Below are 25,688 nucleotides of genomic sequence, written 5' to 3'. Positions count from 1 at the left end.
GTCAACCGGCCTGCCGCGTCAGGTGCTCCGCCTGCAGGCGGAGCGTCGCGTCCAGAAGGTCCCCTGTAGTCAGGCGCTCCAGCAGCAGCAGGGTCGCCCGTCGCAGGGCCCCCGCCGCCTCGACCCGCGCCGCGTCGGACAGGTGAGCGTGGAAGGCGGGTACCACCTGGTGCCCGACGGCACGGCCCCTCGCGACCTGCGCGAGGAACGGCAGGACCGCCGATTGCAGCGACACCGCCGGACAGACCAGGGACAGGCTCAGGGACTCCGCCTCGGACACCCCGGAGTGCAGCCAGAGGACCGGGATGTAGAGCAGGTCCCCCGGACGCACCTGAAAGGTCAGTACCTCCGTGTCCGGCAGGGCGTGGCTGCCGACGCCGGGGACGTCCATCATGCGCCGCGCCCTGGCCTCGGCCGGGATGTGGTGCGGCCCGGCGAGGGACCACTGCTTCGTACCGGTCTGCTGGAGCACGAAGTTGTCGCTGTGGTCGAAGTGGGCGCCGATACCGTCCGCGCCGTAGGTGCGCACCGTGTCGAACCAGGCCCGGGGCGCGCCGAAGACGCGGGCGAAGTCCCCGGCGCGCTCGGCCAGATCGGCGTCGAAGGCGGAGACCTGTTCGATGAACGTGACCTCGTCCAGGCGTTCGGTCACCGCGCCGCCGCCGTGTGCCAGCGCCCGGGTGCGGGCGGCGGCGAACTCCTCCAGGCTCCAGGAACGGCCGAGGAAGGTTTCGGCCCCGCCCCGCACGAACAGCGGCCGCTGCCGCCAGAAGACCGCGAAGAACTCGTCGAAGTCGAAGGTGCTGCGCTCACATTCCATGATCTCGGTCATTCACCGGGCTCCTTCTTCATGTCGTACCGGGGCAACCATCAGTACCGGCGCTTCAACAGCCCGCAGACGTAGTCCTGCTGGCTTTCCGTCAGGCGGGGGTGGCAGGGCAGGGAGAGGGCGTGGTCCGTGTACCGCTCGGCCGCCGGCCAGCGGCCCGGCTGCACGTGCGCGGACATCGCGGGGTGGTGCGGAACCAGTTGCCCGTAGAAGACCCGGGCGTCGACGCCGTTGCTGCGCAGGTACGCCAGGGTCTCGTCCCGGTGCTCCGGTCCGCCGGGTACGGTGACGGTGTACTGGTGGAACGCGTGCGTCCGCCCGACAGGGACCTCGGGGGTCCGGATGTCCGTGTCCCGGAGGAGTTCGTCGTACCGGGCGGCGGCCGAGATGCGCCGGGCGATGTCCCGCCGCAGGGTGCGCATCTTCACCGACAGGACGGCGGCCTGGAGGCAGTCGAGGCGGGAGTTGATGCCGCCCTCCTCAACGGCGACGTATCCGTCCGGCTCGAACCCGTGCTCGCGAAGCCTGCCGATCCGGGCGTGCAGCGCCGGGTCCCCGGTGACAACGGCGCCGCCGTCCCCGTAGCAGCCGAGGTTCTTGGTCGGGAAGAAGGAGAACACGGCCGCGTCGCCGAAGGAGCCCGCGGGCCTGCCCCAGTACGCCGCGCCGACGGCCTGGGCGGCGTCCTCCACGACCGCCGCTGACGCGCGTCGGGCGTCCTCCAGCAGCGGGTCCATGTCCGCAGTCAGCCCGAACAGGTGGACCGGCACGATCGCCTTCGTCCGCGGCGTGTACGCGTCCGCGGCCGCGGACGCGTCCAGGGTGAACGTCGCGGGGTCGATATCGGCGAAGACCGGTGTCGCCCCGGTGCGCACGATCGCGGAGACGGTCGCGACGAAGGTGACCGGCGAGGTGATGACCTCGTCGCCGCGGCCGATTCCCAGCGCGGTGAGTGCCATGAACAGGGCGTCCGTGCAGGTGCCGACGCCGAGGGCGTACGGCGTCTCGCAGAAGGCCGCGAAGTCGTGCTCGAATTCCTGGACCGCCGGGCCGAGGACGAGTCGACCGTCCGCGATCACCCGCGACATCGCCGCGTCCAGCTCGGGCTTCAATTCCGCGTACTGCTGCTGCACATCGTTGCCCAGGACGATCTGCCGGGACGGATCGATCATGTGGTCGTCTCCCTCTGTGCCACGTCACACCAGCGATCCCGACGATCCGCCGTCCAGTTTGCAGAGCATGCCGTTGGCCGTCGGGCCCAGTTCGGCGAGGTACCGGACGCTGCGGAGACAGGACGCGTGGTCGATGAATTCGTCGATCACCAGGTTCGGGTTCGATCTGCGCAGGAAGAGCCGTACGACGTCGGACGCGGGCAGCCCCTTGCGTGCGGCGATCGTCTCGATCTCCGCGAGTTTGGAGCGATCGGCCAGCGGGCCGAGCAGCAGCGTCGACACCGCGGCCCCGGCGGACCGGCAGCCGGCGGCCAGCCCGGCGGTGAGCACGCGCAGCGCCGCCTTGCTGGCGGCGTAGACCGCCGAGTGGTCATCGGCGCTGTAGATGGCTTCGGAGTTGACGACGACGTAGGAGCAGAACCGGTCGGCGGGCTTGCGTGCCAGCAGGTTCAGGGTGAGGTGGTAAGGGGCGAAGGCGTTGACGCGGAACACCTCCTCCAGGTCGCGCGGTTCGGGCCCGGACGGCCGGGCGGGCGGGTAGGCCACGGCGCAGTGCACGACCAGGTCCAGGGCGGGATCGAGCCGTTCGGACAGGGCGGCGGAAGTCTCTGGACGCGAGAGGTCCGCCTGGAGGTAGGTGACGTTGGATACGGCCGCAACCTGCTCTTCGGGACAGCGGCCGACGCCGGTCACGTCCCAGTCCTCGGCCGCCAGGCTCGCGGCGAGGTACTGGCCCAGTCCCTTGCAGGCGCCGGTGACCAGCGCGCGCCGGTCGGTCATCAGCATTCCTTCCGGCTGATCAGCAGGCCGTTCTCGGTGCCCGCGAAGGCCGAGAGAAGCCGTGGGCTGCGGCCGACGGCGCGGGTGTACGCGGTCAGGGCGGCGACCTCGCGGGCGTCCGTGGGCTCGTCCGGGGACTCGGCGCCGTAGTCGCCGAGGGCGAGGACATCGTCGGCGACGAGCAGGCCACCGGGTTCGAGGAGCGGGAAGCCGTGCGCGAGGTAGCGCGGGTAGGACCTCTTGTCGGCGTCGATGAAGAGCATGCCGACGCTTTCCGGTGCCACCGTGGCGAGATGGCCGAGAGCGTCGCCCACGACGACGGTCACGCGGTCCGCCACTCCGGCCAGTTCGAAGTTCTCCCCGGCGATGCGCGCCGCCTCGGGATCCACCTCCAGGGTGGTGACGGTACCGCCGGGCGGCAGCCCCCGGGCGATGTGCACGGTGGAGTATCCGAACAGGGTGCCGATCTCGATGACATGGCGCGGCCGGTGCAGTTCGGTCAGCAGTTGGAGCAGCCGGCCGGTATTGTCGTCGACCTGGATCGTGGGCAGCCCGGCGGCCTCCAGGGAGCGGCGCAGGATGGCGTCGAGGACCGGGTCCCTGGGGCCGAGCAACGCCCGGGTGAATCCGTTCGACAAAGTGATCATGTGGTGGGTCCTCCCCTCATCCGGTCAGGGCCGACGAGCCGTACAGCCGGAACACCGCCTCGCTGGCAGGGACTTCAGCCGGGGTGTCGGCGTCGAAGCAGGGGGCGAGGATCCGGCGCAGATCCGGCCGCGTGGTGATCTCCGCGAGGCTGAGCTCCCGGAACGCGGCGAACTTCCCGGCGCTGTCGGCCGCTCCCCACAGGTAGCTGAAGTTGGCACCAGGGTTGGCCACGTACATGGGCCAGGTGAAGTACGCGGCGACATCACCGAGCAGGTAGTGGCGGCCGATGCCGTACCGGCCGTCCAGGCGGTCGAAGGCGTCCCGCAATCCGCCGGTGTCGCTGCGGTGCACCTCCAGGTCCAGGGCGGCGGTGACGGCCTGTTCCAGCAGCCCGGCCCGCCCCTCGAACATCTTGATGCGGACGCACCGCGCCCATTGCTCCTCGCTCCCCGGGCCGAGGGCCAGCCGACGGGCGAACTCCGGGTGGTACGCCCACTTCTCGAACCACATGCTCAGGACCTCCAGCCGCTCCGGCGGCAGGGATTCGAGTCCGGAGCGGAACGGCACGCCGGTGCGCAGGAGGAGGTGGTTCAGGGCGTGGCCGAACTCGTGGAACATGCCGTGCACGTTCTGGAACGTGAGGTGCCCGGTGCCTCCGGCGTCCGCGTGGAAGCGGCACGAGACGTAGGCGACGGGCCGTTGGACCAGGCCGCTCCAGTCGGTGCGGGCGCGCAGGCCGAGGGTGTGGTTGGGGCCGGGCATCCTGCGGTCCGTGTCCCACAGGTCGAACAGGATGTCGCCGATCTCGTCGTCCGCGTCCCGCACGGCGACCTTGATCAGGTGCGGGTGCCCGCTCGGCCGCCGCGTCAGCGTGAGGCCGAAGACGGCACGGGTCACGTCGAAGAGAAAGTCCAGGCACTCCCCCACACCGAACGTCGGTGCCGGCTCGGCGCCGAACACGGTGCGCATCGCGAACCCGAAGTGCTCCATCGGCCGACTGGTGGCACCGGTCACGGCGGCGATCTCGGCCTCCACCTCCGCATGTGCGGCCAGGGCCGTTTCCAGGCCGCTCGTCACGAAGGCAGCGATCTCGGCCTCGGAGACCCGGCAGCGGGCCAGTGTTCCCGCCGCGACGTTCGGATGACCGGCCCGCGCGCTCCGCCGGCGCCGTGCCGCGACCATCGCGTCGAGGGCGGCGAGCAGAGCGGGCTGCCGGGCGTCCCGAGCCGCGGCCCACACCCGCGCCAGCTTGTCCCGAGTGACCGTGCTCTTCATCGTTCCCAGCACGGTGTAGTAGACCGCCGCCGGATCCGCCTGACCGGCCCGGACACCCACGCGTCGCAGGATCTCCCGGCGGTCGTCCTGCACCTGGGCCAGCACCGCCTTGGCCTCGTCGAGGAGATCGTCGAGCCGGCCGTCCTCGGCCGGGTCGCGCCGTTCCGCCGCCGTCAGTTCGGCGAGGTACTCCTCGCGGAGGGCGTCCAGCCGGGGGTCGGCGCAGCGCATTTCCCGCAGCCGGCGCACGATCCTGGCGGTGAGCTCCTGGTCCTGGTAGAAGGCCCGGCGCCAGGGCAGCAGCCGGGTGAAGTTCTCGTCGTCGTCGACGGCCTCCAGGTAGAGGAACACGTAGGCCACGTTGTTGTAGACGGCCATGAGTTCCACGAGCGTCCGGTCGGTCAGCGCGTCCGCGGCGAGGATGACGTCCAGGCGGGACATCATCCCTTCCAGTGACTCCTCGATCGGGCTCGCGCCGGTCTCGGGACCGGCGCCGGATGCTACTGCGGGCACGGGGCGACCTCCGTGTTCGAGGGCTGGAATCGGAATTCGTAGAAGTCCCCGGCGTAGGAGGCGCAGTAGAGGGTGCCGTCCGGCGAGGCCAGGGGGGTGGTGTCCATCCGGGGCTCGTGGTCGGGCAGTCCCAGGACCTGGCTGCTCTCCCAGCGGAACCGTCCGTCGCGGCGGCGCAGCGCGATCGCGTTGCCGCGCTCGGCGGTCGCGACGAAGTCCCCGCTCGGCAGCACGCTGAAGGACGTGTACGAGTGCGGGGCTCCCTGCGCGGCCCGCCACACGGGCGTGTGCCTGCGCACATCGAGGCCGGTCACGGTGCCGTCCTGCGCGCCCACCGCCAGGACGTCGGCCGAGAGCGCCGGACTCGCAGTGATCTTGGCCCCCAGGAACTCCGTGTGCCGCAGACGTCCGGTGCGGGAGTCGAGGAACAGACACTCGCCGGCGACGGTGCAGACCGCGATCTCAGCGGTGGCCCGGACGGCGACCGGGGAGGCCTTGATGTCGGCTTGCGCGGCGAACCGCCACACCTCCTCACCGTCGCCGGACAAGGCGACCACGTGGTGACCGCAGCAAAGGACGACGGTGCCGTCGTCGGTGACGGCCGGGCTGGCGTAGGGGTCCCGGTAGGACGCCGTGCCGCCGTCCGCCGCGTGCCAGGGTGCGGGCAGGTCCCGGTCGAAGACGGGTTCGCCGTCGGACAGGCGGAAGGCCAGGCAGCGCGCGTGGAAGGCCGCCACCACGAGCAGGTCGGCTGCCGGCAGCACGACCGGGGTCGCATACACCGGAAGCCGGGTACGGGCGGCCCACACCAGCTTCCCGCGCAGGTCGAGGCAGGTGATCAGGCCACTGGTGGCTGCGACAACGACCCGGCGCCGCACGGGGTCGACCACGAGCGAGGCGTACACCCCGCTGTCGAGGCGGCGCTCCCAGAACACCTTGCGCAGGCCCCGGCCGTAGAACCGCACCCGGCCGTCGTCGGCGGCGAGCAGCACCCCGATGCCCGGCACCACAGCGGGAGACGCGCTGACCGGTACGGGCAGCGTGCGGCCCAGCCGTTCGTTGTGGTGGGTGAGGCGGCGGTGGCCGAACACCACGGGTTCCCTGCTCCAGTGGAAGGTTCCGTGCTCGCCGCCGGGCAGGACGGACTTCACCGGGTCATGCCGGAACGCCGACACCTGTGTCACGACCCACCTCGCTCCGCGTCCAGTGGTCCTTGCGCAGCGACCTGTGGAAGGCGGCGGCGAGCACCGCCGAGGGGAGCACGCCGGAGGCGACCACCAGGAACGGGGAGTCCAGGACGAACACCCCGACCGCGGCCAGCGGGATGGCGAGGGCGTACGTGGTGACGGCCGAGGCGGTGGCGAGCAGGGCTCCTCGCTGGTGCACGGAGAGGATCTCCCCGTAATGGTTCTCCAGCAGGTAGGCGGGGACCGTGAGGAGGAAGGCGAGCAGGAGGGACCGGGTCAGCAGTTCGTCCTGGCCGGCACTCGCGAACAACCGCACCAGCCAGGGGGCGGTCAGCGCCACGGTCACCGCGCCGACCGCCGTGGGGACCGCGGCGTAACGCAGCAGGCTGCGGGCGGTGCTCGGCAGGGTCCGGGCGGTGGCCGGTAGGTCGGGGCCGGTCTTGCCGAGCCGGTAGCCGTAGTACACGAAGGTGCCGGACACGCAGGCCTGCGGGATGCGGCAGAACAGGCTCCAGATCTTGGTGGCCACCGTGACCGCCGCGAGGACCTGCACGCCCAGCGTGCCCAGCAGCATCGTGACGGTGATCGTGCCGGCGTAGTCGTTGAAGTGCCGGACGCCCACGCCCGGCGCGTTGCGCGCCATCGAGCGTGCCTCGGCGACGACCGTGGCACGTTCGGGGCGGGTGAACCGCTCACCGCGGGCCCGCATCCGGCGCAGGAAGATGCGCAGGGCGAAACAGGCGATCAGGAACTGGGAGCCGGTGGTCGCCGTCGCGACCGCGACCACCGGGGACGGGAACCACCCGGACAGCGGCGTGTAGAGGAAAGCCCAGTCGAGAACGGCGTTCGTGGCGAAGCCGACCACCAGGAGCAGCAGGGACCTGTTCTTCAGCCCGCAGATCTTGAGGGCCTCGTTCAGGGCCGCGTAGAGGATCGTGAAACCCATGCTGCAACTGCGCACGATCACGAAGTCCGCGGCCAGGTGGGTCAGTTGCTGGTCCTGCCCGGCCAGGAGCAGGCCAGGCTGCACAGCGGACGACAGCAGCACCGCCAGTGACTGGGCCACCAGGAGGAGGACGAGCAGGGCCCCGGTCAGCTCCGGCAGCCGCCGGGCGAGGTGTCCGCTGCCCTCGGCGATCGCCAGCCGGCTGCTGAAGGTGTCGACGACGCCGATGGCCAGCAGTGCGGTCATGCCCGCGTTGACGACGTCACCGAGGCCGACCGCCGCCACCTGGGTCAGGCCCTTGGGGGAGATCAGCAGGATGTCGATCGCTCCGAAGCCGACCGAGACCAGGCCGGTGAGGAAGATCGTGGTGGCGAAGCCCGTGTAGTTCCTGACGGACAGTTCGGTGTGCTTCATGTCGCCTCGCCCGCCGGGGTTTCGAGCCGGTCGAGCAGCGTCCGGAAGCGATCGGCAGAAGGGTCGCCGGTGCGCAGCGCGACGGCCAGTCCCTGTCGCAGTACCTTGTCGTCGCGGGACACGAGGTCGGCCAGGCGCCGGTAGTGCTCCAGGGCTCGTACGTCGTCGCCGAGGCGCTCCCTGGTCTGGGCCGCCCGCAGAAGGTGGTGCCCGTAGTACGGCGGTCCGGTCGCGACGGCTTTCTCGTACAGCGCGGCCGCGTCCGCGATCCGGTCGAAGTGGGCGTAGGCATCGGCGAGTTCGCCGTAGCTCGGGGACCAGGCCGGGTCCAGCGCGATGAGGTCGAGGCCCGCCTCCTCGGCACGGTCCGCGTCCCGGGTGACGTACATGTGCTCCTTCAGCGTGGACTCGTGGTACGTCTTGAGGAAGTGGGCCTCGTAGGCACGCGGCCGCCCTGCCAGGGAGAGCGCGGCGGTCTCGCGGGTGAACTCCATGTAGCGACGCGTCAGCCGGGCCTTGCCGCGGGCCGCGGGCACCATGGCGAGGGCGCGGTACCACGCCGACAGGGAACCGGCGCCCAGGTCCCGCGGGCGCCTGGCGAGTTCGCGGCCGGTCGCCAAGTACCAGAGGAAGTCCGCGGTCGGCAGGTCGCGGCGTTTCATGTACCAGACGACGGCCTGTGCGCAGGCGTCGAGGGTACGGTCCGCAGGCAAGGTGCCGGACTCGACGGCCCGGCGCATCGTGTGGAAGGCCCGGGAGATGGCGGGGCCGTCGCCCAGCCGGTTGGCCACCACGAAGCGCAGCATGGCCACCTCGAAGGAGTCGCGCGGTGTTGTGGTCCGCGGCTCGGTCCGGTCCAGGACCCAGGCGGCGGGGCCGAAGCGGGAGACGCTGATCAAGGCGGCCGCCACGTTGACCGCCGCCACCACCGGCAGGTCGCCGACGCCGTCAGCCAGTTCACCGAGCCGGGCGGTCGCCTCCGAGGGACGGTGGCGCAGGTCAGCCAGGTCGTCGTAGGCGATGCCGTCGAGCAGGGCCACCTCGCGCAGCACGTCAGGCTCGAAGACCTGCGCGAAGCGGTAGGCGTGGCGGGAGAGGTCGGCGGTCCGGTACTGCTCCACACACGCCCGTGAGAAGAGGTCGCTCTCCTGGAGCGGCGAGAACGTGAGACCGGTCATCGTCTCCTGGAAGGCGTTTCGGGTACGCGTTTCACTGGTGAGCATGGTCCCCCCGTGGGAAGGCTTCGGTACGTGCGGCTTCGGGAGTGCGCGGTGTCAGAGATCCGTCCGGGCGTCCTTCTGCCGGGCGGCCCAGCTCAGCAGGTGGACGAAGACGAGTGCGGCGCGTTGTGCGTCGGCGAGTGTCTTCGGGGACCGGTCCGCCCGGTCCGCGGCGAACTCCACGACGTCGTATCCGACGAGCCGGTTGTCCGCGAGGGCGAGGTCGATCAGCCGCAGCAGACGGCGCAGGCTCAGCCCAACCGTCGCGGGGTACCCGGTCGACGACATCTCGGCCGCGTCCAGCACGTCCAGGTCGACGCTGACGTAGACGTCCCCGCCCCGGCCGACCACCTCTCGGAAGGCCGCCGCGTCGTCGATCTCGGGAGCCGACACCGGCACCTGGCGGCCGATGGAGCGCAGGAACCCGGGCAAGGCGGGCGCGCTGTCGTCCTCCACGGTGGCGAAGGGGAAGACCCCGACCTGGAGCAGGCGTCCCGGGCCGAGCACGTCGGACACGTGGGACATGACGTTGGTGTGGAAGACCGGATCGCGTTCCCCGGGGTGCGCGGGAGCGCCCTCCCAGATCTGCAGGTCCAGGTGGTGGTCGAACTGGATCACGGTAAAGGGTCGGGTACGTCGTGCGGCGAGGGCCGAGACGACCGGGAGGGTCACGGTGTGGTCGCCACCGATCACGCACGGCAGCACGCGCGGCGGGAGCCCGGCGACGAACGCCCGGGTCGCCTCCAGCACGCCGGTCAGGGTGGTCTCGGCGGTGGCCAGGTCGCCCACGTCGACGACGCCGTCGAACGCTCCCGCGCCGTGGCGGAGGTCGACCACACGGGCCGACGCGGCCGACCAGGTGTACTCCTTCGAGACGGTACGAAGGAAGAACGGTCCGTGCTCCGCGCCGCGATGGGGGCTTCCCAGGGAATGGCCGACACCGGCGACGGCGGCCACCGTGCCGGCCGGAACGCTCCGCGGGTCCGCAAAAGGTAGCCCGCAGAAGGGAGTCGTGCTCTTGTCAGTGGACAATGCGCAGCCCTCTGTGCCGTACCGGGATGCGGGGACGGCGGGCCTGCCGCCGCCCCCGCGTGATCACTTCACGGATCGCCGGCGGGCAGGCGCGGGTCCGCCCGGCGTGCCCGTCAGCGGTCCGGTCAGGCCTCGGCGCCGAGCAGGGCGTCGAGTTCCGCGTCGACGTCGATGTCCTCGGCGAGCGAGCCGAGGACGACCTCGGTCTCCACAGCCTCGGACTCGAAGAACATCGCCACCGAAGTAGTGCGGAAGAACGCCGGCTTCTTCTCCAGGGAGTAGCTTTCCATCATGACCTCCTCCGTTGGACGGCGGCGCGCATCGAACCGGTCGAGAACAGCGGAAACGCGGCCCCGACCAACCGTCCCGCGGAGAGGGAGACCCCGCGGGAGCGATGTCGCCCCCGTGCGATTGACTGCCGCTTCAGGCTGAGGTCCGCCGCCCTGATCTCACAAACGTTTCAACGAGCGTCGAAACCGGTGTGACGCTCGCTCCGTCCGGGCAGCGCCGGTCGGCTGCCGCTGCGGCGGCCGCTCCCGCCGAACCGTTCACCGGTGCCCGTTCGCCCTGGTAGGAAGGGCCTTATGGAAGATCACTTCGGCGCGTCCGTACGGCGGTTCAGGCTGCGCGCGGGGCTGACCCAGGAGGCTCTGGCCGAGCGTTCCGGTGTCTCGGTCAGCACGATCCGCGGCATGGAGACCGGCAAGCGCCGCAACCCGCAGCTCGCGTCGCTGCGCAGAGTGGCCGCCGAGCTCGGCCTGCGGCCGGCCGAACAGGACGACCTGCTGGCCGCGGCGGGCGTGAGCGAGCCCCCCGTGGTCCCGGTGCCGCGCCAACTACCCGCCCCACCGGCGCCGTTCGTCGGCCGCGACCACGAACTGGCGCGGCTCGACGCCGCCTTGGGCCCGCGGGCCGACGCCCAGCAGGGGCCGCGTTCCGGTCCGGCGGCCCCGGTGGCCGTCTGCGCGATCGCCGGGGCGGGCGGGGTGGGCAAGTCCTGGCTCGCGTTGCACTGGGCGCACCGCAACGCCCACCGGTTCCCCGACGGGCAACTCTTCGTCGATCTGCGGGGTTTCAGCCCCGACAGCGATCCGATGGACCCGGCCGTGGCGGTCCGCGGATTCCTCGACGCGTTGGGCGTCGAGCCGGACCGCGTGCCCATCGCCGCGCACGCGCAGGCGGCGTTGTTCCGCAGCCTGGTGGCGGATCGGCGGATGCTGCTGGTACTCGACAACGCCGCCGACAGCGCCCAGATCACCCCGCTGCTGCCCGGTGGTGACAGCAGCACCGTGCTGGTCAGCAGCCGCAACCGGCTGCCGGGCCTGATCACCGGACACGGCGCGCATCACGTGTCCCTCGACATGCTCACCGACACCGAGGCCCGGGAACTGCTCGCCGCCCGCTTGGGTCCCGCACGCATCGACGCCGAAGCGGCGGCGGTGGACGAACTGGTGCGCCTGTGCGGCGGGTTCCCGCTGGCCTTGAGCATCATCGCGGGCCGTGCCCACACCGACCCGCACCTGCCGCTGGCCGACCTCGCCGACGAACTGCGCGAGGACACGCTCGACGTGCTCGACGACGCCGACCCCGCCGCCAGCCTGCCCGCGGTGCTCTCGTGCTCCCACCGCGCGTTGACCGGTGCGGAGGCCGAGGTCTTCGGGCTGCTCGCTGTCGCCCCCGGTCCGGACATCGCTCTGGCCGCCGCCGGCAGCCTCACGGGCCTGGGCCGACGCCGGACCCGGGCCCTGCTGCGCCGGCTTGAGCAGACATCGCTCATCGCCCAGGACGCCGGGGGCCGCTACCGCATGCACGACCTGATCCGCCGTTACGCCACCACCGCGCACCACCTGCCCGCCGGTACGCGCGGGGCGGCACTGCGGCGGGTGCTCGGCTTCTACCTCCACACCGCGTACGCCGCCGCCCGGTTGCTGGACTCCCATCGCACCCCCGTCGAGCTCGCTCCGCCGCCCCCCGGTTGCCACCCTCAGGCACTGGCGGACATCCCCGCGGCCATGGACTGGTTCGAGGGCGAGCACCGCAATCTGCTCGCCGCCCAGGGCGCCGCCGTGGCGGCCGCGGAACACCGCACGGCCTGGCAACTGGCCTGGACGTTGTACGACTTCCACTACCGGCGAGGACACCGCCACGACCAGCTCGCGGTGTGGCGGATCGCGGCCGACTCCGCGGCCCGGCTGCCCGACCCGGGCGCCCAGATCATCACCCAGCGGCTCCTGGGCCGTGCCCACGTCGTACTCGGCCATCACGAGGAGGCGATAGAGGCCCTCCACCGGGCGCTCGACCTGAGCCAGCAGCAGAACGACCGCGCCCTCCAGGCACAGGCGCACTACACGCTCGCGTCGATCTGGCCGGACGACCGGCGGGCTCTTGAGCACGCCAGGCGGGCGCTGGACCTCTACCGCGGGCTCGACCAACCGATCGCCGAAGCCAACGCGCTCAATGCGGTGGGCTGGTACGCCGCGCGCCTGGGCCGACACGACACCGGCCGCGAACACTGCCAAGCCGCCCTGGCCCTCTACCTCGACCACCAGGACGTGAACGGCCAGGCGCAGACCCTGGACAGTCTCGGCTACATCGACCACCACAGCGGCCGCCACCACGCCGCCGTCGAGCACTATCGCCAGGCCATCGGCCTGTACCGCGACCTCGACAACACCTACGAGGCCGCCGACACGCTCGGCCGGCTCGGCCATCCCCATGCCGCACTCGGCCACCACGACCAGGCTCGCGCGGTGTGGCGGGAGGCACGTGACTTGTACCGGCGACAGGGACGTGACCTGGAGGCCGAGCATGTCGAGCAGCTCCTCAACGGCCTCGCCGGACAGGACGACGCCGACAGCGGCCGGTGACATCCCCGCCGACGGCGGTCGCGAGCAGCGAAACCGGTCACAAGTGAACGATGCGTGAGCTGTTCGCCGGCGCGGTGGGCCAGCACGATGGTGCGGAAGCAGCCCGGCGTGCGGTCCGAGGCGGACCGCACGCCGGGCTTCACCAGCGCTGCCCGCGCCGGGTGTCAGGATCCGGCCGATGTTCCCGGCCGTCCGGCCCAACCCCCGGCCGACCCCCCACCGTTCGAGAATGAGGCCGTATGCTCCGCATCCACTTCACCGCGCACGACTTACAGAACATCCGCCTCGCACGCCGACCCGATCCGATGTGGGAACTGATCTGCGCCGCCTGCCGGCTGGTCACCCAGCAGGGCCCGTTGGAGTTCGGGGCCTGGCGCCGCTCCGTCCGGGAACGGGTCACCACGGATCCGGCGGCCGGCCATGCCCTGCACACGCTGCGAACACTCGTCCCGCCCGTCGGGTACATCCCCGACTTCCTCACCCCGTCCGTCCTGGAGGGAGGGCTTCCCGCGGCCTTCGAGGAGATCCGCGCCACTCCCGTCGGTCGGCTGCGGCACGAGTTGGAGAGGCTCGCTGTCGCGCGTCCCCTCCCGCCGTGGACCACGGCGCTCGGCCGACCCGGCGCCAACGGCATGCGCTCCCTGGTGAAGGCCCTGGAGATCTCCGCCAGGACATTGCTCGAACCGCGCTCGGCCCATATCCGCAGAGCCGTCCGTGACGAAGTCGACATGCGCTCCCGCATCCTCCTGGACGGCGGTGTCCTGGCCCTGCTGGAGAGCCTGCGTCCGCTGGCCCGGTGGCGGGCGCCCGTCCTGGAAGTGGAGTATCCAACCCACCGCGACCTTCGTCTGGAGGGGCGCGGACTGCTTCTGGTCCCGTCCTACTTCTGCTGGCGCAGGCCCACCGCCCTCGCCGATCCCGCCCTGGGCCCGGTCCTGGTCTACCCGGTCGGCGAACGGCCGCTCGACTCGATCGCCCTGAACGACAACGGCCTGGACCGTCTCCTGGGCCGTACCAGGGCCTCGGTCCTCAGCGAGGTGGCCCGCCGCGGTTCCCGGACCACCTCGGAGGTGGCGACGGCCGTGGGCATCGCCCTTCCAAGCGCCAGCTACCAGCTCGGCGTCCTCCGGGACGGGGGACTGCTGGCGAGTCGGCGCGACGGACAGTACGTGCGGCACTCGGTGACGCACACCGGCCTGCGGCTACTGGACGGAGAAGAAGGAGAACTGCGGCAACCGGGGCAGCCCGTCGGCGGCACAACGTAGCCTGCCCCTCCGTCCCCCGCGATTCGAGCACCTGCGAATCGCTGCTCGCCCGCCTGGAGCCGGAACGAACATCGACGCAGAGGCGTGGCACGGCACGACCGGTGCCGCCGTGTTACGCCCCTGCACCCTCCATCCGAGGGGGAGAGAACATGGGCCTCAGGGAGAGGGGTTGAGAGTCGCGGGTATCTCGCCTCATCTGCTGGACGAGCTGGTCGACGAGGGCTGGGGGCTGCGCTACGGCCGGCCGGTGCGCCTGGGGAAGAACCCCACCAAGCCCGTGACCAGGATTCTTGCCAGCAGAACTATCACCGTGACGCCGCGGGACAGCTGCGCCGGCGCACCGCCGCGAAGGAGGGTGGGGCGGGTCTGCCGCCGTCGTCGAGGGCGGTCGTCTCGCCTTACGACACCTCGGCCCGCTCCGCGCGGCACGGACACATCATCAGCTGGAAGGTCCTGCACTACATGACCATCGAGTGCGAACATCGGCGCAAACTGCGCGCCTTCGTCGAGGTCGACCGCACCACCATGAGCAGCGAACGCTTGGCCGTGAAACTGATCGAGTACGCCAGGCTGTTCCAGTACGAAGCCCACTGCCGCCGAACCGCCACCACCGGCCCGGCATGGCTGCGCTGGTATCCCGTCTTTCCTCGCGTGCCGTTCGTCCTCACCGGTGTTTCCCGAGCAAGGCTGGCGGACCGCATCAGTGACCCGCAGGCCATGACCGCCCAACACCCGCTCGTCGCCGCCCTCGCCCGCGAAGTCCCCCTGGGAGCGGCCATCCTGGAAGACATCGAACAACACGGCCCGACCGCACCAGTATGGGTACCACTAGCCGGAGGCGAACCCCCGCCCCTGGGCCGAGCGGTGACCAGAACGCCTCCGGGCCAGAGCCTGCCTGAACCGTTCAGCTGGAAGCCCAGCAGCAGTCAAACGGAAACCGCCGAGCAACCGGCCATGAGCCCCAATCGCCCAGAGAATCCTTCCTCTGCGACAGTCGGGACTCTGCAGGATGGTGGAACGCCTCCCTCACCTTGGGCTCCAGCAGTTCCAGCGTCTCGTCCGCGCAGTGAGACCTGGTGGTGCCGGTGGGCTGGGAGGGGGCCAGCACGATTTCCGCATCGGCCGGTTCGTCGTTGGTGACCCGGGTGAGAACCTGGGCACTGGGTTATGGGGTCGAGTAGGGGTCTTGGCTGATCAGGTGGGCCTTCAGGCCCTCTCCGACGCCGGGTTCCGGGGTGCCCGCCCAGTCCTTGATGAGCACGCCACCACTGCTGCAGCCCCAGGGGTTCCAGGTCCACGCGAGATAACTCATGTTGTGCGCGTCGGCCCAGTCCACCAACTGCTGCATGTAGTCGAAGCCGCAGTTGTCCTGGCCGAACTCACCGATGACGACCGGAACTTGTTGTGCGAGCGGGGCGACCTGGCTGTCCCAGCAGGACACTGTCGCACAGGCGTTGAAGCTGTACGAATGCCATGACGCCGCGATGTTGTTCAGCGGGTCGTTCGGCATGTGCGTCAGCCACTCGCGCATGTCATTGGCCCACTCAAGGCCACCCAGCATGAGGACGTTGGTCGCGCCGGTGGCCCGGACCGCGTCGACCAGGTCCTGCATGCCGGCCGTCTCGTACGGAAGGCCCGTGCAGGTGCCGCCGTCGCGCCAGCACTGCCAGCCGACGGTCTTGTCCCAGTCGGCGGCGATCTCCGGGTACGGCTCGTTGAACAGATCGAGGACGACGGCGTCATTGCCCTTGAAGGCGCCTGCGACACCGGTCCAGAACTGGGGGGCGTACTGCGCGTCCGGCATGGGTTTCTGGCAGGTCGCGGTGGCGTCCTTGCAGTGCCAGTCCGGCCCGTTGGTATAGGCGCCCCGCGTCCAGTGCAGGTCGAGGATCGGGGTGATGCCATTGGCGACCAGCAGGTCGACGTAATCTTTGACGCCCTGCTGGTAAGCGGTCCCCTTGGGCGAGCCGTTGAGGCCGAGCCAGCATTCCTCGTTCAACGGCACACGTACCGCGTGGATGTTCCAGGTCTTCATCGCGTCGACGGAAGCCTGGTCGACCGGGCCGCCGTCCCACTGTCCCTTGCCCTGAACACAAGCGTATTCACCGCTGGAGCGGTCCACGCCCAGCAGCCGGTACGGCTTGCCGCTCGCGGTGACGATCTTGTTGCCGGAGACCTTCAGCTCCGGGGCGGGACCGCTGGGACCGGCGGTCGGAGTGGTGGTGGGGCTGGGGGTCGGGGATGTCACCGAGCCGGTGCAGGTCACGCCGTTGAGCGCAACCGACGCGGGTTGCGGATTGGCGCCCTTCCACGCGCCGTTGAACCCGATGGACGCCGACCCGCCCGTGTCCAGCGTCCCGTTCCAGTCGAGGTTGGTGGCGGAGACGTGGGTTCCGGACTGTGTCCAGGTGGCACTCCAGCCGTTGGTGACCTTCTGGTCGGAGTTCGGGAAGTCGAAGGTCGCGGTCCACCCTCGCACGGGGGAGCCGAGATTGGTGATGGTCAGGTCCGCGGTGAACCCTCCCGGCCATTCGCTCTGCACCTTGTACGCGACCGAGCAGCCGGTGGCGGCTGCCGATGCGGGCAGGGTGGCGAGGGCAAGGCCACCCAGGATCAGTGCACCGGCGGCGCCGGTGGCTATCAAGGTGTCACGACGTTTCACTTGATCTCCTTGTTGCGTAAGGGATCGATGAGCTCGTTACCCATCTGATTGACGGACGGGTGAGCCAGGGGCCCAGCCCGAGGGCTGGCAGTTGACCGGTCCACCAGCGGGTGCTGCGCGCCGTACGGATCGAGGAATCGACAACTGTCGCGCGTTCAGGTCCTGTCGGCCCGGCACGTTGCATGCGGGCGTCAGCAGCCGATGGGTGAGGAGCCCAGGGCCACGTCGTCGAACCAGAGAGTGTCGTCTCCGGTGCCGTAGCTCTCCCAGCCCAGGCGCAGGCCGGTGGGGCGGGGAGGGGTCCTGCGGGCGAGCCACTGTCCGTCGACGTTCTGGGTCGGCACCCCGTCCACGTGCAGTCCGGCGATCTCCTGGTCGTCGACCCAGGTGCGCATGGACTGGGTAGTGGTGTCGATCTGGTACCGCAGGCACAGCCACCGGCCGGTCGCCAGCGGGGTGCTGAGCGAGACACCCGCCGGGCTCTGTTCCGGCAACGTCGCGTCGTCGCTCTCACGGTTCCACTGCAGCGCGCCGTTCTGCCCGCCGACGCGCAGCGCCTTACCGCCCTGGGAGGCGTCCGGCATGGACACGAAGGTGACGTGGTTGAGGGGCAGGGCGGTGGTGTGCCGGACCCGCATCCGCACGTACACCACAGGCCCGACGGAGGACAGATCGCGGGTGGAGGCTGCGAAGACGTGGTTGCAGTAGCCGGCGCCGCCGTCGACGCGCAGCGACCTGGTGCCGCTGTAGGCGACGGACGTGTCGACGCTGACCCTCCCCGTTCCCTGGCAGTCAGGTGCCGTGGTCTGCCAGTCGCCCGAGGGTACGGTGCCGCTCTGGTCCTCGAAGTCGGAGCAGATCGTCGCCCCGGCCCCGGCGCATTCGGCCGGAGCCGTGGCCGTCGGAGTCGGCGTCGGCGTCGTAGTCGGCGTGGGAGTCGTGGTTCCGCCGCACGGAGCGCCGTTGAGGGCGAAGGCGGTGGGGGCGGGGTCCGCGGTGCGCCAGGTGCCCTGGAGGCCGAAGTCCACGGACCCGCCGGTGGCGAGCGCGGCATTGTGCGCGGCGTTCACGGCGGTCACCGCGCTGCCCGACTGGGTGACCTGCGCGTTCCAGGCGGACGTGACCTGCTGGTCGCCGCCGTAGGCCCATTCCAGCCGCCAGCCGTTCAGGGTGGCGCCGAGATTCGTGACGCGGATCTGGGCGGTGAAGCCGCCGGACCACTCGTTGGTGGTGTACGTGACCGTGCAGCCCGTCACTGCGCCCTGTGCGTGCGACGTCGCGATGGCGGGAAGGGCAACCGCCACCACCGTCAGCACCAATGCCCACAGAGGCAGCCGGTGGCGGCGCACGCGTAATGAAGTCATGGCCATGATCACTCTCTCGACGGGAGTCAGGACGCGGTGCAGAGGGGTGTGCCGAGGTCTCGGTCGTCGCCGCTGAGCGTCATCCCCCAGGTCGTCGATGCGCCTGGCGCGAGGGAGCCGTTGTAGGAGGCGTTGTGCACGGTGGTGGCGGGACGGGACGGATCCACCACCGCGTTCCAGCGGTTCGCCACGGTCACACCGCCCGGCAGGGTGTGGTGTACCGACCAGCCGGTGATCGGCCGGGACCCGGTGTTGGTGACCGTGACGTCAGCCTGGTACCCGCCCTGCCATGAGCCGGTCAGCTTCCACTGCGCCGTGCAGGCGGTGTCGCCGGAGGGGCTCGGCGCGGGAGTGGGAGACGGTGTCCCTCCAGAGGTGTCAGTGGCGTAGGGGACGGCGGTGTAGTCCTGCGCGCAGCCTCCCGCGCAGCCCGACGGCAGCGAGAAGGAGTACGTACGGCCGCCGCCCAGCCAGGCGTCGGCGGCGTCGCGGATCCGTATGGTGAAGTCGCTTCCGCCGGAGGCCGTCGCGCCGATGACATAGGACTGCCCCATGTCGCTGTTCATGGTGGCGTCGGTCCAAGTGCCGTTCGCCAGGTACTGGATGCCGTGGACGCCGTTGGGCAAATGGGAGACGGCGATGGCGGGCCAGTACCGCTGGGCTCCCCTGAGGAAGCCGATACGGATGTCGCCGCTGTAGTCCGGAGCCGGGACGAAGCTCCAGGACACATGACGGTTGTTCCAGCGGTCCGGGTACATCGCCCCCACGGGGGTGCCGCCGATCCGGAAGCGGTTGAGGGAATCGGTCGCCAGGTCGAGGTGGTTCGGGTCGTCCCGGCACCAGGCGTTGGCATCGGCACAGCTGTCCGCGACGAGCATGGTCAGGGTGGCGCCGTTGTACTTGTCGGCCACCCAGGAGCCGTTGCGGCAGAAGGGCTGGCCAGGGGCGCCGTCGTTGGTGCCGGTGCAGTAATCCCCGATGGTGACCTTGACCCAGCGGCCGCAGTTGCGGCCGTTGTCGAAGGCACCCTTGATCGATGCCTTTGAGTCCGGCACCGGGCGCGGGTAGGAGCCCGAGTAGTCGCCGGGTGTGTTGAACACGTTGAGCGCCACGAAGTCCTGGCTGTCCAGTTCGCGCTGCGGCAGACCACAGCCGCCGTAGGGGCTCCCGAGCCCGTCGAAGTGGGTCGCGTTGCCCAGGACCTCAGTGGCGGCGGCGCTCGCCATGGGCGGCTGGGCGGTTGCGGCCACGACGGGAAACGCGGCACAGCAAAGTGCTGCCAGCAACACAGCAATGCGCTTTCGGGCGGGCGAGCGGTGGATCGAAAGAAGCTGCATGGGGGTCCGCCTTCTTCGGGACGGGGCGCCGTGACGTTCGTGTGGGACCCCTCTTGGAGTGAGGGGGGTGAGGGGGTGAGCGCTGGAGCACGCCTCCTTGTGGGAGCGCTCCCACAGTCGCCGTATTCGGGACTGTAGAAGAGGGGCATGACCCTGACAAGGGGTCGCGTTTCTGTCGAGTTTCGCCGTGTCCGGGCTGGGGCACGTGCCCGGCCCTCGTCGCGGCCCGGACCGCGGTGCTCGGCAGTCCTTCGCGACCCTCCGAACTCTCGCCACTTGAGCAGGTGTCAGGAGAGGGTTCTGGGCTGCTCGGCATCTCAACTACTCCGGTTACGGCGAGGAGTTCGCCTGCGTACCCGGTCGATCTGATCACAGGCTGGTCCAGGGGCGGGGGTCGCCTGCGGTCAGCCAGCGGGGACCCATACCTGTGCGGTCGGGCCGTGCTTTTCGATGTCCTCGAGAACGGTGGCGCCCAGTGGTACCTCCCTGGCGAGGGCGGCGACGAGCGGGTGTTGGGCGGTCATGGCCTGCAGATCACTGATGCGGTCCGCCAGCCTTGCTCGGGAAGCACCGGTGAGGACGAACGGCACGCGAGGAAAGACGGGATACCAGCGCAGCCACGCCGGGCCGGTGGTCGCGGTTCGGCGGCGGCCGACGGGCTGGGCTTCGTACTGGAACAGCCTGGCGTACTCGATCAGTTTCACGGCCAGGCGCTCGCTGCTCATGGTGGTGCGGTCGACCTCCACGAAGTCGCGGAGTTTGCGCCGGTGTTCGCCCTCTAGGGCGCACATCCGCCTTGGCCCGGTTGCTGGTGGCGGCGGACCAGCCCACGATCGCTCGGGAGAACACGTCCACGACGAATGCGATGTAGACGATCCCCGCGGAACCGTCGACCTTTTCCGGGTCTTCGAAGTTGAGCGGTGCGGAGGTGTCCGCGGGCTCGGCGTGTGGTGACGTAGCGTGTCCGTAGTCGTTGGTTGTCGGCATTGCGGAAGCCGAACGCGTTGCGCGCGACGAGCTTGATCACGCGGTTGATGCCTTCGCTCCTGGCGTTGCTGTGCCCGGTGTCGATGAACGCTTCGATCTCCGGCCACCAGCGGTCGACGGTGACGGCGAGTTGCCTCACGTCGTGGATGTCGGAGTTAGCGCACCAGGTGAGGAACTTCCAGCGGGCGTGGCCGACTTGATGGCGGTCGGCGCCGGTGCAGGCGCGCGCGAGGAGGTTGCGGAGGTTCTCCTTGGTTATCCATGCCGTCAGCAGGGTTCGAAGCCCCCGCCATTCGTTCAGTCCCAGGACAGTGCGTCGTCCTTGACGAAAGGCACATAGCCGCGCAGTTTCGTGACGTTCTCGACCGCGTCGGCCAGGTTCTCGGTGAAAGAGGCGAGCGAATCCCACCGCCCGCACTCTCCGCCGCTCTCCATGAAGAAATAGCCCACCTTCCCGTAGCCGGGCCCGGGACGAGCGTCGACGAAGCAGCAACTGGCCCCGTCGTGGTTGGCCGAGAAGGGAATCCACTGCGGGTGCCACCACACCCCGAGAACCTCGTCGCTGTCGATGGAACCGCTCAGCCTTCTGGTCAGCACGGTGGCCTCCTGGACGGAGAGCAGCCGTGCCTCGCCCGGGAAGAAGGCGCCCGCTTCGGTGTGGTCGGCGCCGTCATGCAGTTCGAAGAGACGTACCAGCTGGTCGGGAAACTCGGCCCCCGTTTCCTCCTGTGCCCTCGCGATCGCCGCGGGATCAGCGGGCGGCCGGAGCGCGGCCCAGCTCGCGGGTGCCATCACCCCAAGCCACTGCTCCACGCCTGACCAAGCCCGATCCAGAGATCCTCCACCCATCGCCGTCCTCTCTCCCGACACGACCGCCTCATTATGGGGACTTCGAACTAGAGCGGTGTGTCGTCCCGAGTGGACTGACTGGCTGTCACATTGCGTGAGGACTAGGGACTTTCGTTTGGATCACTGTGCGGACCACAAAAAGGATTCCTGCGACGTGGAGTCCGGCCAGGTAGATCGTGGTTGTCTTCTCGTATTGGGTGGCGATGCCGCGCCACTGCTTGAGGCGGTTGATGCACCGCTCCACGGTGTTGCGGTGCTTGTAGGTCTCGTGGTCGAAGGCAGGCGGCCTGCCACCCTGGCTGCCGCGTCGGAGGCGGTGTGCCTGCTCACCGGCCGGAACGGGGAGACCGCACGGATCCCGCGCTTGCGCAGGTGTGTGCGGATGGCACGCGAGGAGTACTCCTTGTCGGCCAGGACGACTTCCGGGGTGGTGCGAGCCGACCACGCTGTCAGGGCACTCGCAGGCGGGCCGTGACCCGCTCGAAAGCAGGGGCGTCACCTGCTTGTCCTGCAGTCAGGACGAACGCCAGTGGGCGGCAGCGGCCGGCGGCCACCAGGTGGATCTTCGTGGTCAGTCCGCCGGGGGACCGGCCGATGGCGTGATCGTCCGGTTCGCCGGCAGGGCCCCTTTTTTTTCGGGCTCCTGCCGCGTGCTGGTGAGCGCGCACGATGGTGGAGTCCACCGAGACGGCCCAGTTGAGGTCTTCGTCGGCGTCGGCCTGGGCCGTCAGCGCGGTGAACACCCGCTCCCAAGTACCGTCGACGGCCCACACGCGCAGCCGGTTGTAGACGCCTCTCCAGTTGCCGTACTTCGCCGGGAGATGGACCCACTGGGTTCCGGTCTGGAACTTGAAGGCGATGGCGTCGATCACCTCACGGGGGGGTCACGCCACCGGCCACCCCGCCTCGGCGTTCGGTCCGGGAGTAACGGCTCAATCCGCGCCCACTGCGCGTCAGTCAACGGCACACCCGGGCCAGCGATCAGATGATCCGAACGAAACGCCCTGGATGGTTGACCTGCTGGGAACCCTGCGCACCGCCGGTGACGTACACGGTCGGCAGCCGCCCATCGAAGCCCTGCAGGCCCAGAGCATGGATGGGCTTGTGCGCCTGGCCGGTGAAGACCTCAGGCCGCACCGGGTTACCGGTGACCACCGCTGCGGGACGCACACTCTCGGGCAGCAGCGGCAGCGTGGACGGCGAGGACACCGCGATGCGGGTCGCGGCCCCGGCCAGCGTCCGATTCGCCAGACCCAGCCGCACCGTCTCCTCATGCACCACCAACGGAACCCGGCACAGCCGCGTCGCCGCCACACCGCCCGGAACCGTCACATAGCCGCCCGCCGCCAGCACCACATCCGGACCGAACCCGGTGATCACCTTCCGGGCCTGCAACACGCCAAGCGGCACCCGGCTCATGTCCGCAATGTTCGCCGGAGACACCAGCTTGATGGGATTCTTCGACCGGCGGATCTTGCCCACCGCAACCGACGCGAACCTGATCCCCTCCCCCGCCGCGACTCTGAACTCCAGGCTGTCCACCTCGCCCACCCACATCACATCCAGCCCGGAGCCTTGTGCCGCGAGACGGGATTGAAGCGTACGCACCGCCGTCAGCGCCGGATACGTGTGACCGCCCGTACCGCCACCCGTCACCATCAGACGAAACCGACGGTGATCGCTGCTCATGCTGCTCCAGTTACTCCAGAAAACGGGCCGCGGCCAAGACCCGCACACGCCCCAGCGGCCGCGGGCCTTGGCACCCGAGCCTCCGACAACCACACACACCAACGCCCCCAGCCAGCCACGGGACAGCCGTCCCGCCGCCTACGCCCTCGTAGAGTGCACCGGTTCACTCCCGCGTCGAATGCCTCAGTGCCCTCTTATCCAGGAAGCAAGCCGGGCGCCGGTGGCCGCGCTGGGCGGCAGGCCTAGGGGTCAGGTGTGGCAACCACCTCTAGAGCCCCGAGTCGTTGCCATGGGGCTGGTGGACTCGTTGGAAACCAGAAATCAACTCCGCTCGTACCACGGGCGTGGCGCACGGAGCTGGTGAATGCTTGACCTATATCCGATCTCTTGAGCGGGGAGACGAATACCGTGACCGATCTCGACCCTTTCACCGATCTGCTCGACTACCCGATGTACGTCGTGACCGCGCAGGCCGACGGGGAAAAGGCCGGATGTCTGGTCGGATTCGCCTCGCAGTGCTCGATTCAGCCCGCCCGGTTCATGGTCTGGCTGTCCAAAGCCAACCGGACCTACCGTGTGGCCGAGCACACCGACCGACTCGCGGTCCATCTCCTGCGCCGCGGCCAGGACCAGTTGGCCCGGCTCTTCGGCGGTGAGACCGGCGACCACACCGACAAGTTCACCCAGGTCCCGTGGCACGCGGGACCGGGCGGTCCACCGGTTTTGGACGAGGCTCCCGCCTGGTTCGTCGGCCGCGTGGAGAACCGGATCGACGGCGGCGACCACGTCGGTTTTCTGCTCGCCCCTGAGGCGACGGAGGGTGTCATGGGCAGCCACACCCCCGTACTGACATTAAGCGACACCCATGACATCGCTCCGGGCCACCCGGCGAACTGAGCGGCAGGCCCTGGTCGTCGCGCTCCTCCTCGCTCACGATCCACGGTGCACTACCTCTCTGGCCGGGCCATCCACGACTCGGACGACTACCTCGGCGCAGGCAGGACCGATGCCCCGGCTCTCGACGAAGTCGTGAAGCAGGACTCACGCGCAGTCGCGGCAGGGCGGCCTGGGCGACTCAGAGTCGACAGGGGGGTTGGGAGACTCGGTGGGGCCCTGGCCGGTCGGTGGTAAAGGGCTTCCTGCTCGGCGTACTTGCCTGCCTCTTGAAGGACTGGCTCGGCGCCAAGGGAAAGGCCCTGCGCGACTTCCTCTACGGCCGTTTTGCGGCCAGCCGACTGCTGCGACGGGCGGCGCCGGCAACGTACACGCACGAGCTGTACGCCGACATGCGGGGCCGCGCCCGGCGCTACTGGGGCGAGGCCCTCACCACCGCAACCGTCCTGGGCAACGACCAGCTTCCCCACCGCCGCCCACCTGGCCTCCTACGCAGCGACGGCCCACTCTGCCATTCCCGCCGCGGCCAGTTCGGCTTGGATACGGTCGGCCTCCTCCCCCAGCTCGTCCACGCGACGGCGAGCACCCAGCTCACGCTGTTCCAGCAGCCCAATCACCGACGGAATCCCCGACCTCCCGGGAAGCCACACAACGCCAGGCCACTACTCCCACGGCACCTCCCGCCCTACGCTCCACCAGGGTCACCGGGTTGATGAACCTTTCCTGCTGGGCTGTCTTGGCCGCCGCCGCGCGCATCGCCAGCAGTGTGACGCCCGCGACCAGACCGGCGGTGACCGCCATGACGCAGGTGAAGCAGGTGTCGGTCCAGCAGTTCAGCAGGTCTTGGATGGTGTCGAGGATCTGGTATATGGACGCGCCTGGACGCGCTGACGGCGGACGTTTTCCACGACCTCGTGGTGGGCCTTCGCGCCGCCAACGGCACGGGAGCGCTGTCCGTTGCACGCTCCGATCGCACACCGCCCCCTCGTCCGATCAGCGGCCACACTGAAAGCGTTCAGTGTTCGGTGGCTTGTCAGGCGGTGCCGAAGATCCGGAGCGCGTACGTCGCCGCGTTCTCGCTCGTGCCGTACTCCTGGAGGTAGGTCGCGGCCCGGCCGGAGCGGTGGAGGGCACTGCCGACGGGCTTGTTGGCCTGGGCAAACACCTTGTCCACGGCCGATGTCGTCCGCTGGAGCCAGCTCGCCGCCGCCTGCGGGTGTGCGCCCGGGTGGTCCAGTTCGGCGCACTGCCGCAGGAACTCGGCGCGGCCGGGAGCCTTCCGGTCGGCCGTGCAGGTGAGGGACTCCAGGTCGCCGTCCAGGCTCCACACGACGGCGATGCTCACCTTCGTGCCAGGCGTGGGGTGGGTGGAGCCGGAGGAGATCCACACGGCGGGCCAGGCGTCGTTCGCCTTGAAGTCGTTCTTCTTCTTCGCGCTCAACGTGATGTTCCACCGCTTCGTCAGCCGGGCCAGGAAGGCGGCGCCGGAGTACCCCTGCGCGAAGGCGGTGCTGTGAATGCCGGCGGGGAGCTTGTCGGCGGTCGCGGGTTCGGTGGGCCAGTCGTCGAGGTCGGCGGTGGCCGTGGCCGAGGGGGTGATCGCAGCCGTGCCGGAGGGCGTGACCTCGCCCTCCCCCGGCCCGGGTGACGTCGAGGAGGCGGAGCCCGGTGCGGAGCCGGCTTGCGAGGAGCAGCCGGTGAGGAGGGCGCAGACGGCCAGCGCCGCCGCCAGGGTGTGGGGGAACTTCATGGACGTGG

General features: G+C 70.0%; 20 protein-coding genes and 3 pseudogenes. 3 read left to right on the top strand and 20 right to left on the bottom strand.

Translation table 11 applies throughout. The annotated features are described in order from the left end of the window. Position 1: 1 nt before the first annotated feature. The 10 genes from EJC51_RS45560 to EJC51_RS48075 form a co-directional block, all read right to left on the bottom strand. Positions 2-832 (bottom strand): JmjC domain-containing protein, encoded by an 831-nt coding sequence (locus tag EJC51_RS45560; protein ID WP_126276487.1) that lies wholly within the window; start codon positions 830-832, stop codon positions 2-4. 38 nt (positions 833-870) lie between these two features. Next, a complete protein-coding gene (locus tag EJC51_RS45555) occupies positions 871-2,001 on the bottom strand; it encodes a DegT/DnrJ/EryC1/StrS family aminotransferase (RefSeq protein WP_126276486.1) in 1,131 nt (376 codons plus the stop codon). 24 nt (positions 2,002-2,025) lie between these two features. Then, a complete protein-coding gene (locus tag EJC51_RS45550; protein WP_165951064.1) occupies positions 2,026-2,781 on the bottom strand; it encodes an SDR family NAD(P)-dependent oxidoreductase in 756 nt (251 codons plus the stop codon). After that, the gene (locus EJC51_RS45545; RefSeq protein WP_126276484.1) at positions 2,781-3,428 is read right to left on the bottom strand and encodes an O-methyltransferase; all 648 of its coding nucleotides are present in this window, start codon (positions 3,426-3,428) and stop codon (positions 2,781-2,783) included. The genes EJC51_RS45550 and EJC51_RS45545 overlap by 1 nt, the downstream gene beginning before the upstream one ends. Positions 3,429-3,444: 16 nt before the next feature. Then, complete coding sequence (locus tag EJC51_RS45540; protein WP_126276483.1) at positions 3,445-5,217, bottom strand: M3 family metallopeptidase; 1,773 nt, start codon at positions 5,215-5,217, stop codon at positions 3,445-3,447. Then, positions 5,205-6,401: an outer membrane protein assembly factor BamB family protein gene (locus EJC51_RS45535; protein WP_126276482.1), complete on the bottom strand. Its 1,197-nt coding sequence runs from the start codon at positions 6,399-6,401 to the stop codon at positions 5,205-5,207. Before EJC51_RS45535 ends, EJC51_RS45540 begins: the two co-directional genes overlap by 13 nt. Continuing rightward, positions 6,373-7,764, bottom strand: a complete 1,392-nt coding sequence (locus EJC51_RS45530) for an MATE family efflux transporter (RefSeq protein ID WP_126276481.1) — start codon at positions 7,762-7,764, stop codon at positions 6,373-6,375. Before EJC51_RS45530 ends, EJC51_RS45535 begins: the two co-directional genes overlap by 29 nt. After that, positions 7,761-8,987, bottom strand: a complete 1,227-nt coding sequence (locus EJC51_RS45525) for a tetratricopeptide repeat protein (protein WP_166682979.1) — start codon at positions 8,985-8,987, stop codon at positions 7,761-7,763. Before EJC51_RS45525 ends, EJC51_RS45530 begins: the two co-directional genes overlap by 4 nt. Before the next feature lie 51 nt (positions 8,988-9,038). After that, positions 9,039-9,941: an arginase family protein gene (locus tag EJC51_RS45520; RefSeq protein WP_166682978.1), complete on the bottom strand. Its 903-nt coding sequence runs from the start codon at positions 9,939-9,941 to the stop codon at positions 9,039-9,041. Positions 9,942-10,141: 200 nt separating this feature from the next. Continuing rightward, the gene (locus tag EJC51_RS48075) at positions 10,142-10,309 is read right to left on the bottom strand and encodes a hypothetical protein (RefSeq protein ID WP_166682977.1); all 168 of its coding nucleotides are present in this window, start codon (positions 10,307-10,309) and stop codon (positions 10,142-10,144) included. Between the two features lie 291 nt (positions 10,310-10,600). Between EJC51_RS48075 and EJC51_RS45515 the strand changes: the two genes are divergently transcribed. After that, positions 10,601-12,883, top strand: a complete 2,283-nt coding sequence (locus EJC51_RS45515) for an ATP-binding protein (RefSeq protein ID WP_126276478.1) — start codon at positions 10,601-10,603, stop codon at positions 12,881-12,883. A 239-nt stretch (positions 12,884-13,122) separates the two neighbouring features. Further along, positions 13,123-14,148, top strand: coding sequence for an ArsR/SmtB family transcription factor (locus tag EJC51_RS45510; protein ID WP_126276477.1), 1,026 nt, complete (start codon positions 13,123-13,125; stop codon positions 14,146-14,148). A 234-nt stretch (positions 14,149-14,382) separates the two neighbouring features. Here the strand turns inward: EJC51_RS45510 and EJC51_RS49670 are convergent, their stop codons facing one another. The 9 genes and pseudogenes from EJC51_RS49670 to EJC51_RS45460 all read right to left on the bottom strand — a co-directional run. Continuing rightward, complete coding sequence (locus EJC51_RS49670; protein WP_166682976.1) at positions 14,383-14,949, bottom strand: hypothetical protein; 567 nt, start codon at positions 14,947-14,949, stop codon at positions 14,383-14,385. A 364-nt stretch (positions 14,950-15,313) separates the two neighbouring features. Beyond that, positions 15,314-16,810, bottom strand: a complete 1,497-nt coding sequence (locus EJC51_RS45495; RefSeq protein ID WP_126276476.1) for a cellulase family glycosylhydrolase — start codon at positions 16,808-16,810, stop codon at positions 15,314-15,316. 191 nt (positions 16,811-17,001) lie between these two features. Next, the gene (locus EJC51_RS45490; protein WP_244363259.1) at positions 17,002-18,174 is read right to left on the bottom strand and encodes a cellulose-binding domain-containing protein; all 1,173 of its coding nucleotides are present in this window, start codon (positions 18,172-18,174) and stop codon (positions 17,002-17,004) included. A 26-nt stretch (positions 18,175-18,200) separates the two neighbouring features. After that, positions 18,201-19,424 (bottom strand): cellulose binding domain-containing protein, encoded by a 1,224-nt coding sequence (locus EJC51_RS45485; RefSeq protein WP_244363257.1) that lies wholly within the window; start codon positions 19,422-19,424, stop codon positions 18,201-18,203. A 456-nt stretch (positions 19,425-19,880) separates the two neighbouring features. After that, a pseudogene (locus tag EJC51_RS45480) lies at positions 19,881-20,287 on the bottom strand (replication-relaxation family protein); the annotation flags it as partial. A gap of 2 nt (positions 20,288-20,289) precedes the next feature. After that, on the bottom strand, positions 20,290-20,907 hold the full coding sequence (locus tag EJC51_RS49665) for a transposase (protein ID WP_166682975.1): 618 nt from the start codon (positions 20,905-20,907) through the stop codon (positions 20,290-20,292). Then, positions 20,796-21,290, bottom strand: a complete 495-nt coding sequence (locus EJC51_RS45470) for an SMI1/KNR4 family protein (protein WP_166682974.1) — start codon at positions 21,288-21,290, stop codon at positions 20,796-20,798. Before EJC51_RS45470 ends, EJC51_RS49665 begins: the two co-directional genes overlap by 112 nt. Before the next feature lie 142 nt (positions 21,291-21,432). After that, positions 21,433-22,329, bottom strand: a pseudogene (locus EJC51_RS45465) (IS5 family transposase). Between the two features lie 29 nt (positions 22,330-22,358). Further along, positions 22,359-23,036: pseudogene (locus tag EJC51_RS45460) on the bottom strand (UDP-N-acetylglucosamine--N-acetylmuramyl-(pentapeptide) pyrophosphoryl-undecaprenol N-acetylglucosamine transferase); the annotation flags it as partial. Positions 23,037-23,444: 408 nt separating this feature from the next. Between EJC51_RS45460 and EJC51_RS45455 the strand changes: the two are divergent. Beyond that, positions 23,445-23,933, top strand: a complete 489-nt coding sequence (locus tag EJC51_RS45455; RefSeq protein WP_244363253.1) for a flavin reductase family protein — start codon at positions 23,445-23,447, stop codon at positions 23,931-23,933. 1,030 nt (positions 23,934-24,963) lie between these two features. Here the strand turns inward: EJC51_RS45455 and EJC51_RS45450 are convergent. After that, complete coding sequence (locus EJC51_RS45450) at positions 24,964-25,680, bottom strand: hypothetical protein (protein ID WP_126276471.1); 717 nt, start codon at positions 25,678-25,680, stop codon at positions 24,964-24,966. Positions 25,681-25,688 lie beyond the last annotated feature (8 nt).

The organism is Streptomyces aquilus, assembly GCF_003955715.1.
Classification (GTDB): domain Bacteria; phylum Actinomycetota; class Actinomycetes; order Streptomycetales; family Streptomycetaceae; genus Streptomyces; species Streptomyces aquilus.
The sequence above is the reverse complement of the archived record's forward strand: the minus strand, read 5'-3'. Positions and strand labels throughout refer to the sequence as shown.

Coding starts and splice junctions, on each gene's coding strand:
- EJC51_RS45560 (WP_126276487.1), bottom strand. CDS start 832: ATGACCGAGATCATGGAATGTGAGCGCAGCACCTTCGACTTCGACGAG.
- EJC51_RS45555 (WP_126276486.1), bottom strand. CDS start 2,001: ATGATCGATCCGTCCCGGCAGATCGTCCTGGGCAACGATGTGCAGCAG.
- EJC51_RS45550 (WP_165951064.1), bottom strand. CDS start 2,781: ATGACCGACCGGCGCGCGCTGGTCACCGGCGCCTGCAAGGGACTGGGC.
- EJC51_RS45545 (WP_126276484.1), bottom strand. CDS start 3,428: ATGATCACTTTGTCGAACGGATTCACCCGGGCGTTGCTCGGCCCCAGG.
- EJC51_RS45530 (WP_126276481.1), bottom strand. CDS start 7,764: ATGAAGCACACCGAACTGTCCGTCAGGAACTACACGGGCTTCGCCACC.
- EJC51_RS45525 (WP_166682979.1), bottom strand. CDS start 8,987: ATGCTCACCAGTGAAACGCGTACCCGAAACGCCTTCCAGGAGACGATG.
- EJC51_RS48075 (WP_166682977.1), bottom strand. CDS start 10,309: ATGATGGAAAGCTACTCCCTGGAGAAGAAGCCGGCGTTCTTCCGCACT.
- EJC51_RS45515 (WP_126276478.1), top strand. CDS start 10,601: ATGGAAGATCACTTCGGCGCGTCCGTACGGCGGTTCAGGCTGCGCGCG.
- EJC51_RS45510 (WP_126276477.1), top strand. CDS start 13,123: ATGCTCCGCATCCACTTCACCGCGCACGACTTACAGAACATCCGCCTC.
- EJC51_RS45490 (WP_244363259.1), bottom strand. CDS start 18,174: ATGACTTCATTACGCGTGCGCCGCCACCGGCTGCCTCTGTGGGCATTG.
- EJC51_RS45470 (WP_166682974.1), bottom strand. CDS start 21,290: ATGGCACCCGCGAGCTGGGCCGCGCTCCGGCCGCCCGCTGATCCCGCG.
- EJC51_RS45450 (WP_126276471.1), bottom strand. CDS start 25,680: ATGAAGTTCCCCCACACCCTGGCGGCGGCGCTGGCCGTCTGCGCCCTC.